Origin of the sequence: Actinomyces sp. SKVG-SVH-4(1) (assembly GCF_048514265.1) — a bacterium.
In the GTDB taxonomy this organism is placed as follows: domain Bacteria; phylum Actinomycetota; class Actinomycetes; order Actinomycetales; family Actinomycetaceae; genus Actinomyces; species Actinomyces oris.
Window position 1 is genome coordinate 1 of the sequence record NZ_JBGEVE010000007.1, and the last position, 8592, is coordinate 8592.

Annotated in this window: 6 protein-coding genes; 2 read left to right on the plus strand and 4 right to left on the minus strand. The window is 67.9% G+C overall.

The features are described 5' to 3' along the window. The first annotated feature begins 500 nt into the window (after nucleotides 1-500). Nucleotides 501-1058, plus strand: a complete 558-nt coding sequence (locus AB7V09_RS07225; RefSeq protein ID WP_075415520.1) for a DoxX family protein — start codon at nucleotides 501-503, stop codon at nucleotides 1056-1058. Nucleotides 1059-1175: 117 nt separating this feature from the next. Here the strand turns inward: AB7V09_RS07225 and AB7V09_RS07230 are convergent, their stop codons facing one another. The 4 genes from AB7V09_RS07230 to gatC form a co-directional block, all read right to left on the minus strand. After that, a complete protein-coding gene (locus tag AB7V09_RS07230; RefSeq protein ID WP_009747308.1) occupies nucleotides 1176-2564 on the minus strand; it encodes an NAD(P)-dependent malic enzyme in 1389 nt (462 codons plus the stop codon). Nucleotides 2565-2891: 327 nt separating this feature from the next. Further along, a complete protein-coding gene (gatB, locus tag AB7V09_RS07235; protein WP_009405656.1) occupies nucleotides 2892-4388 on the minus strand; it encodes an Asp-tRNA(Asn)/Glu-tRNA(Gln) amidotransferase subunit GatB in 1497 nt (498 codons plus the stop codon). After that, nucleotides 4385-5926 (minus strand): Asp-tRNA(Asn)/Glu-tRNA(Gln) amidotransferase subunit GatA, encoded by a 1542-nt coding sequence (gene gatA, locus AB7V09_RS07240; protein ID WP_009747577.1) that lies wholly within the window; start codon nucleotides 5924-5926, stop codon nucleotides 4385-4387. The genes gatB and gatA overlap by 4 nt, the downstream gene beginning before the upstream one ends. Further along, nucleotides 5923-6228, minus strand: a complete 306-nt coding sequence (gene gatC / locus AB7V09_RS07245) for an Asp-tRNA(Asn)/Glu-tRNA(Gln) amidotransferase subunit GatC (protein WP_003789737.1) — start codon at nucleotides 6226-6228, stop codon at nucleotides 5923-5925. The genes gatA and gatC overlap by 4 nt, the downstream gene beginning before the upstream one ends. 405 nt (nucleotides 6229-6633) lie before the next feature. Here gatC and AB7V09_RS07250 point away from each other — a divergent pair, with 405 nt between their 5' ends. Continuing rightward, entirely contained in the window at nucleotides 6634-8463 is a 1830-nt protein-coding gene (locus tag AB7V09_RS07250; protein ID WP_009406416.1) for a L,D-transpeptidase family protein, read from the plus strand. Nucleotides 8464-8592 lie beyond the last annotated feature (129 nt).

Genomic DNA, 8592 nt, shown 5'->3' on the forward strand with positions numbered 1-8592 from the left:
ACCAAAATCATGCGCAGCCCCCAGGGCCATGGCATAAAAAACATGACACACTATCGAGTTCTCAAACAACACACCCAGCCGGAACTCAATCGAGCCTTTTGACTCAACTTCGCTCTGGCGAGCAACTCCGCTACTCTAGAACATTTGTCGGTTCGACGTCAACCTCACAAGCATTGTTCCTGGTCACACCGATCGACGTTCTGTTGTAGTGAGTTCGCCGCTGGAAGGTCTCAAGCAAGGCCCGAGCCGTCCGGCAGCGGGCTGTACTTTAGGCAGGTCCACCCCTCAGACGTCAAACCGATCGCCCATGATCCAGGACACATCGACTTTTCCTCGCCATTCCAACCGTTTCGATGAACGCATCGCCGCATATCGATAACACCCCGCCGTTCGTCAGTATCCACCGAGCAGTCCGGTATGTCTACAATCGGCCAGTCAGTTTACCGTTCAACTACTGGTGTCCGGCATCGGACCCCAGCGATCATCAAGGAGCACCTCCCGTGCCTGCTTCCACTCGTGGCGCCAAGCGCCCTCGTTCCGGATCCGACATCGTGACCAGCTCGTCGGCTCGCATCGCGCTGGCCGTCCTACGGATCGTCGTCGGCTTCATCTTCCTGTGGACCTTCCTGGACAAGACGTTCGGCCTTGGATTCTCCACCCCTCGTCAGATGGCCTGGATCAACGGAGGTCAGCCCGCCCAGGGCTTCATCAAGGGCGTGGCGGTTCACAGCCCCTTCGGGAGTGCCTTCGAGCTGCTGGCCAACCCGGTCGGCGACTGGCTGTTCATGGCCGGGATGCTCGGGGTGGGCGTCGCCCTGACTCTCGGCATTGGGCTCAAGGTGAGCGCCTTCGCGGCCTCAGCACTCATGGTTCCGTTGTATCTGGCCCTGTGGCCCATCGGAACCGGAGGTACCGAGAACGCCGCGACCAACCCCCTGGTCGATCTCCACTGGGTTCTGACCCTGTCCGCCATCCTGTTCGCCCTGACTCGGGCCGGCGACACCCTGGGGCTGGGCACCTGGTGGTCTCGTCTGGTCGGCGACTCCTGGCTGCGCTGATGTCTCCGTCGTCGTGACCGACGAGCGAGCTCGGCCCAGGTCCTGAGTACCGCCAGGGGCGTGAGACACCCGAAGGTGTCTCACGCCCCTGGCTACGTCACCTGGAACCTAGGCTTCTCACTCCGTCTCGGCGAACTTGCGGACCGCCTTGGCCACGGCGTCGGCGACCCGGGTGTCGAAGGCGCCCGGGATGATGTACACCGGGCTGATCTCGTCGTCGGCGATCACCGAGGCGATACCGGTGGAAGCGGCCCGCAGCAGCTCGGTGGAGATGTCGGTGATACCTGTGTCCAGCAGGCCGCGGAAGAGCCCGGGGAAGGCCAGCACATTGTTGATCTGGTTGGGGAAGTCCGAGCGTCCGGTCGCCACCACGGCGGCGTAGTCGGCCGCACGGATCGGGTCGACCTCCGGGATCGGGTTGGCCATGGCGAAGACGATGGCGCCGTCGTTCATGACCTCCAGGTCCTCGGGCTCGAGCAGGTTGCCCGACGAGACGCCGATGAAGACGTCGGCCCCCTTGAGGCCCTCCTTGAGGGAACCGGTCACCTGACGCGGGTTGGTGTTCTCAGCCAGCCACTTGCGGTGCTCGTTCATCCCCTCGGTGTTCGCCGCAGACAGGGCCCCGGTGCGCCCGTAGCCGACGATGTCCGTGGCGCCGTGTGCCATGAGCAGCTTGGCAATGGCGCTGCCGGCCGCACCGACACCGGACAGGACGATGCGCACGTCCTCGATCTTCTTGCCCACGATCTTCAGAGCGTTGATGAGGGCCGCCAGAGTCACGATGGCGGTACCGTGCTGGTCGTCGTGGAAGACCGGGATGTCGAGCTCCTCGCGCAGGCGGGCCTCGATGTCGAAGCACTTGGGGGCGGCGATGTCCTCCAGGTTGATGCCGCCGTAGGCCGGGGCGATGGCCTTGACGATGGAGATGATCTCCTCGGGGTCTTTCGTGTCCAGGGCCACCGGCCAGGCGTCCACGTTGCCGAACTGCTTGAACAGAACGGCCTTGCCCTCCATGACGGGCATGGCGGCGGACGGGCCGATGTCCCCCAGCCCCAAGACCGCGGTCCCGTCGGTGACGACGGCGACGGTGTTCTTCTTGATGGTGAGCATCCGGGCGCGCTCGGGGTGGTCGTAGATGGCCTTGCAGACGCGGGCCACTCCGGGGGTGTAGACACGGGCCAGGTCACGACGGTTGTGAATCGGGTACTTGCTAGCGATCTCGATCTTGCCTCCGACGTGAGTCAGGAAGGTCGAGTCGCCAACGTTGCGGACGACGACGCCGTCAATCTCCTCCAACTTGGCAACCAGCTCGTTGCGGTGCTTGGAGTCCCGGGTATCCGCCGTGAGATTGACGGTGAGCTTGTCGCCGTCGGAGTCGGCCACGTCGACGCCGGTGACGATGGCACCAGTCGCAGTGGCAGTGTCGACCAGGCGGGCCACCGCCTTCTGGGAGGCGGGCACCTCGAGGTACAGGGCGACGGTGTAACTGGGACTGGGCTGAACCATGGACACTCCTCGTGGGATGGGCGGGACTTGAGGTCAGTACTCCGAGCCTATCTCTCACCGACCGCCAGCCACTCGGATGACGGTCCTATTGTGACCGGATGCTGAGATTCCGGGCAGCTTTCGCAAGCAATCTCACCCTGCTCGCAAGCCCTCCATCACCGACGCGAGCCGCCGGGGATGCTGAGGGGAACCGCCGGCAACGGACAGTCCGGCCCGTCACCACTGGCTGGATGCAGCGGTGACGGGCCGGATTGTCCCGAACCGCCCTCAGTACGGGAGGGCGATGCAAGGAGAAGAGGATTCAGCAGACCTGCGGCGAGACCCGCCTCAGCCCTGCACGCGCTCCATGACGAGCTCGCGTACGCGCTTGGCATCGGCCTGGCCGCGGGTCGCCTTCATGACGGCTCCGACGATGGCGCCGGCGGCCTGGACCTTGCCGCCGCGGATCTTGTCCGCCACGTCCGGGTTGGCGGCCAGGGCCTCGTCCACGGCGGCCAGCAGCGCGGAGTCGTCGGAGACGACCTCGAGCCCGCGAGCAGCGGCCACGGCCTCAGGATCACCTTCGCCGGCCAGGACCCCTTCGAGAACCTGGCGGGCGAGCTTGTCGGTCAGGCGCCCGGAGTCCACCAGCCCTTGCAGCTCGGCGATCTGCTCGGGCGTGACGGCCATGTCCTCCAGGGCCGTCTCCTGCTCCTTGGCCCTGCGGGAGAGCTCACCCATCCACCACTTGCGGGCGGCCTGACCGGTGATCCCCGCTGCCGCGGTGGCCTCGATGAGCTCGAGCGCCCCGGCGTTGACGACGTCGCGCATCTCGGTGTCGCTCAGACCCCACTCGGCCTTGAGGCGACGACGCTTGGCCGCGGGCATCTCGGGCAGCCCCGCACGGATCTCCTCGACCCATTCACGGCTGGGCGCCACCGGCACGAGGTCCGGCTCGGGGAAGTAGCGGTAGTCGTCGGCGTCGGACTTGACACGACCGGCGCGGGTGGTGCCATCGGCCTGGCCGTGACGGGTCTCCTGAAGCACCTCTCCCCCGGCGGCCAGGATCGCGGCCTGACGCTGGATCTCGTAGCGGACGACCTGCTCGATCCCACGGAAGGTGTTGACGTTCTTGGTCTCGGTGCGGGTGCCCAACGGCGCGTCGGGCGACTCGCGCAGAGAGACGTTGACGTCGGCGCGCACGTTGCCGCGCTCCATACGCGCCTCGGAGACGCCCAGGGCCCGGAAGATGTCGCGCAGGGTGCGCACGTAGGCGGCGGCGACCTGAGGCGCCCTGGCACCGGTGCCCTCGATGGGGCGGGTGACGATCTCCACCAGCGGCACGCCGGCGCGGTTGTAGTCCACCAGGGAGTGGCTGGCGCCCTCGATGCGGCCGTCGGCACCCCCGATGTGGGTGTTCTTGCCGGCGTCCTCCTCCATGTGGGCGCGCTCGATCGGGATGGTGAAGAAGGAGCCGTCCTCCATCTCGATCTCCAGGGCGCCGTCGTAGGCGATGGGCTCATCGGACTGGGAGGTCTGGAAGTCCTTGGCCAGGTCCGGGTAGAAGTAGTTCTTCCGGGCGAAGCGGCAGGACTGCGCGATCTCACAGCCCAGGGCCAGGCCGATACGGATGGCGTACTCCACGCCACGGGCGTTGACCACCGGCAGCGCACCGGGAAGGCCCACCGACGTGGGGGTCACCATCGTGTTGGGCTGAGCGCCGAAGACGTTGGGGGCGGCGTCGAACATCTTGGTGGCGGTCCCCAGCTCGACGTGCACCTCGAGTCCCAGGACCGGGTCGTAGCGACGAACGGCCTCGTCGAAGTCCATCAGCGTGTCACTCATCGTGTCTCCTCCAGCTCGGGCGCACGCGACAGCAGCGGCGCCCCCCATGTCTCCTCCAGCGCGGCCTCCAGGACGGCACCCACGCGGTACAGGCGGTCATCGGCCCTCTGCGGCGCCAGGATCTGGAAGCCCACCGGAAGCCCGTCATCACTCAGCCCCGAGGGCAGGCTCATGCCGGGTACCCCCGCGAGGTTGGCCGGGATCGTGGTCACGTCCAGTTTGTACATCGCCAGCGGGTCGTCCTTCTCCCCGAAGCGGTAGGCCGTCACCGGGGCGGTGGGCGAGACGAGGATGTCCGCCTTGTCCCAAGCGGCGGCGAAGTCGCGCTGCACGAGAGTGCGCACCTTCTGGGCCGAGCCGTAGTAGGCGTCGTAGTAGCCGGCCGACAGCACGTGGGTGCCCAGGATGATGCGGCGCTTGACCTCGTCACCGAAGCCCGCCCCGCGGGTGGCCGCCATGACGGTCTCGGCGGTGACCGGTCCCGACGCCGGTTCGACCCGCAGGCCGTAACGCATCCCGTCGTAGCGGGCCAGGTTGGAGGAGGCCTCGGCGGGCATGATGAGGTAGTAGGCGTCCAGCGCGTACTCCAGGTGCGGCAGGGAGACGGTCTCCACCTGCGCGCCGGCCGCCTCGAGCAGCTCCAGGGCGGCGTGGAAGGAGGCCACGACGCCGTCGTGGTAGCCCTCTCCGCCGTCGAGCTCGGAGATGACGCCGACTCGCAGTCCGGTCAGGTCCCTTCCCTCCTGGGCGGCCCGGACCACGGAGGCCATGTCGCGCGGGGCGTCCGGCAGCGAGGTCGAGTCCAGCGGGTCGTGAGAGGCGATGACATCGTGTAGCAGAGCGGTGTCCAGCACCGTACGGGCCATGGGGCCCGGCGTGTCGAGGGAGGAGGCCATGGCGATGACGCCGAAGCGCGAGACCGTGCCGTAGGTCGGCTTGACGCCGACCGTGCCGGTGACGGCCGCGGGTTGGCGGATCGAGCCCCCGGTGTCGGTGCCCACGGCGACGGGGGCCTCGTAGGCGCCCACGGCCGCGGCCGAGCCACCCGAGGATCCTCCCGGGATGCGGCCCAGGTCCCAGGGGTTGGCGGTGCGGCCGAAGGCCGAGTGCTCGGTGGAGCCGCCCATGGCGAACTCGTCGAGATTGGTCTTGCCCAGGATCGGGGTGCGGGCGGCGCGCAGGTTGCGCACGAGGGTGGCGTCATAGGGCGGCACCCATCCCTCGAGGATCCGTGAGGCGGCGGTGGTGACCTGGCCTCGGGTGACGATGAGGTCCTTGACGGCCACCGGCACACCGGTCAGCTCGCTGGTCGCCCGGCCCTCCTTGCGGGCGGCGTCAGCGGCGTCGGCCTGGCTCAGGGCGCACTCGGCATCGACGTTGAGGAAGGCCCCGACGACGCCGTCGACGGCGGCGATGCGGTCGAGGTGGGCCTGGGTGAGCTCGCGTGAGGAGACCTCCCCCGCCGCCAGGGCCGCGGCCTGCTCGGCGGCGCTGCTCCTGATGAGGACGGCCAGGGCGTTGGTGCTGTGAGCGCTCATGAGGCGGAGTCCTCCCCCAGGATCTGCGGAACGAGGAACATGGAGTCCTCGCTGGCCGGCGCGCCGGCCAGGAGCTCGTCGACGTCGAGCGTGGGGGCCGGAACGTCCTCACGCAGCACGTTGGTCAGGGGCACGGGGTGGGAGGTCGCCGGCAGGTCGGGCGTGACCACGCTCGTGACCCGGGCGAAGGAGGAGGCGACGGCGTCCAGCTCTCCGGCCAGACGCGACACCTCCTCATCGCTCAGGGCGACCCGAGCCAGCGCCGCAACCCGTGCGACCTCATCAGTGGAAATAGCAGACATGGTGTGGAGTCTAGCCGGGTCGAGCCTGGCTGCGGCCCCACCGCGTCGACATCGCAGGCGCGACCGGCACGCCCGGCCCGAATCGGCGCCCCTCTCCCGCCGGCGGTGCATGGGTACCAAGCCCTGCGGGTTCCTAGGAAACTGAACCGACACCGAATTCGTGCGATCTCACAGAGTCTCATCCCCGAGGATGATTGACATCATCTCGTTTCACAGATGTCATGGTAATCACCAGGGTGAGGACCGCCCCGCCGGCGACGGCGCTGCCGCGTTGACGCAGGTCGGACCAGGAACAGCCCTTGGGTCAGACCTCCATCCAGTACCTTGGACCACCGGAGGTCGGATGGACCACTGAATTCGGCCACCCCGCCCCACACGGGACCCGTGGCCGAGGGACGAGGATGCATGAGCAGCAACACTTCCCCCGCCGGCACGCAGAACCAGGGAGAAGCCTCACAGAGCGAGACCACTGTGCTCAGCACGCCCTACGGGCAGCCCGAAGGCGTGCGTCGTCAGTCCGTCTTCCAGGCGGCTGCGAAAGCCACGGCACCGCAGGCCCATTCCGCCAATACCGCCTCAAGCGGTACGAGCGCCGAGCAGAGCAGCACTGAGGAGATCGAGGCCATCGCCCCGGCAGCGACCTCAGAACCGGGCTCCGGCAGCGAGCCCGGCGATCAGTCGACGCTCGAGGGCGCTTCAGGAACCGAGAGCACTGTCAGCGCCGGTGATTCCGCCACGGCCGTCCCGGTGACGAATGCCTTCCGGGCGCTGACCTCCACCGCTGCGGAGCCATCCTCGACCGAGCCGCGGCGGCGTCGCCGTTGGCCCCTGGGAGTCGCGGCCGCAGCGCTCCTCCTGCTGGGTGTCGCCGGTGCCGGAGGCTACGCCTACGCCGCGCACTACGACGGCCGGGCCGTCCCGGGGACCACTGTGGCCGGCACCGACGTCTCCGGCAAGAGCCGGCAGGAGGTGGTGGCCGCCATTGAGGAGCGCGCCAAGAGCACCAAGGTCGACATCTCCGGAGACGTCACCGCCAGCGCCTCTCTGGCGGACCTGGGAACCACCGTGGACGCCCAGGCGACCGCCGACGCCGTCATGGCCCGGGGCGACACGCTCGGTGAGAAGTTCCGCGCCCTGGTCTCCCAAGGCAAGAGCGAGGTCCCGGTGGTCTCCACCACCGACAAGACCAAGGTGAGCAGCTACGCCACCTCCCTGATCCCCGAGGACCGCGCCAAGGCACGCAACGCCACCGTGGTCCTGGGCGAGGACGGCACCACCTTCACCACCACGAGCTCGGCCAACGGATCCTCCCTGGACGCCAACACCCTGGCCCAGGCCGCACAGAAGGCCGCCACGTCCCTGGACTCCTCGTCGATCTCCCTGACGATCACGGACGCCGCCCCGAAGGTCTCCGACTCCGACGCCCAGAAGGTCGCCGACAAGGCCAACGGCTGGGTCTCCCAGGACGTCACCATCACCATGGGCGAGGATTCCTACACGGCGGAGAACACGGACAAGGCCTCGTGGATCAAGATCACCAACTCGACCGAGTCCGCCCCGACCATTGCCGTGGACTCCTCAAAGGTCTCCCAGTGGGTCAAGGCCAAGGCTGAGGAGGCCAGCTCCGAGCCCGTCACCGGCGAGCGCAACGTCAATGCCAGCGGCCAGGTGGTCTCCACCCCGACAGAGGCCAAGGACGGCAAGACCGTCAACAACGCCGATGCGGTGACCACCGCGATCACGCAGTCCCTGGGCAGCAACAAGGCCTACTCCGGCTCCTTCGAGGCCACGACGGTCAAGGCGGAGTGGAAGGATCGCACCATCGCCAATGGTGCGGAGAAGCTGCCCTACCAGGCCGCTCCTGGTGAGAAGTGGGTCGACCTCAACCTGTCGAACAAGACGGTGACCGCTTACGAGGGGGCGACCGTCGTGCACGGCCCGGTCTCCATCGTCGACGGCGCCGCCGAGACCCCCACGGTCACCGGCACCTACAAGGTCTACCTGCAGTACGAGTCCCAGACCATGCGCGGTGAGAACGCCGACGGCTCCCCCTACGTCGCCGAGGACGTCCCGTGGGTGAGCTACTTCTACAGCGGCTACGCCTTCCACGGCGCGGGCTGGCGCTCCAGCTTCGGGTACTCCGGCTCCCACGGCTGCGTCAATATGCCGGTCCCCGAGGCGCAGTGGATCTACAACTGGGTCGACACGAACACGGTGGTCCACAGCCACTACTGAGCCGGTATCAGCGCCAGTAACAGCCGAGTCGCGGAAAGGGGGGGGGGGGGGGGGGGGAAAAAGGGGGGACCCCCCCAACCAATGGCCCGCGAAACCAAACTCCCCCCCCCCCCCCCTCTCCCCCGCGTA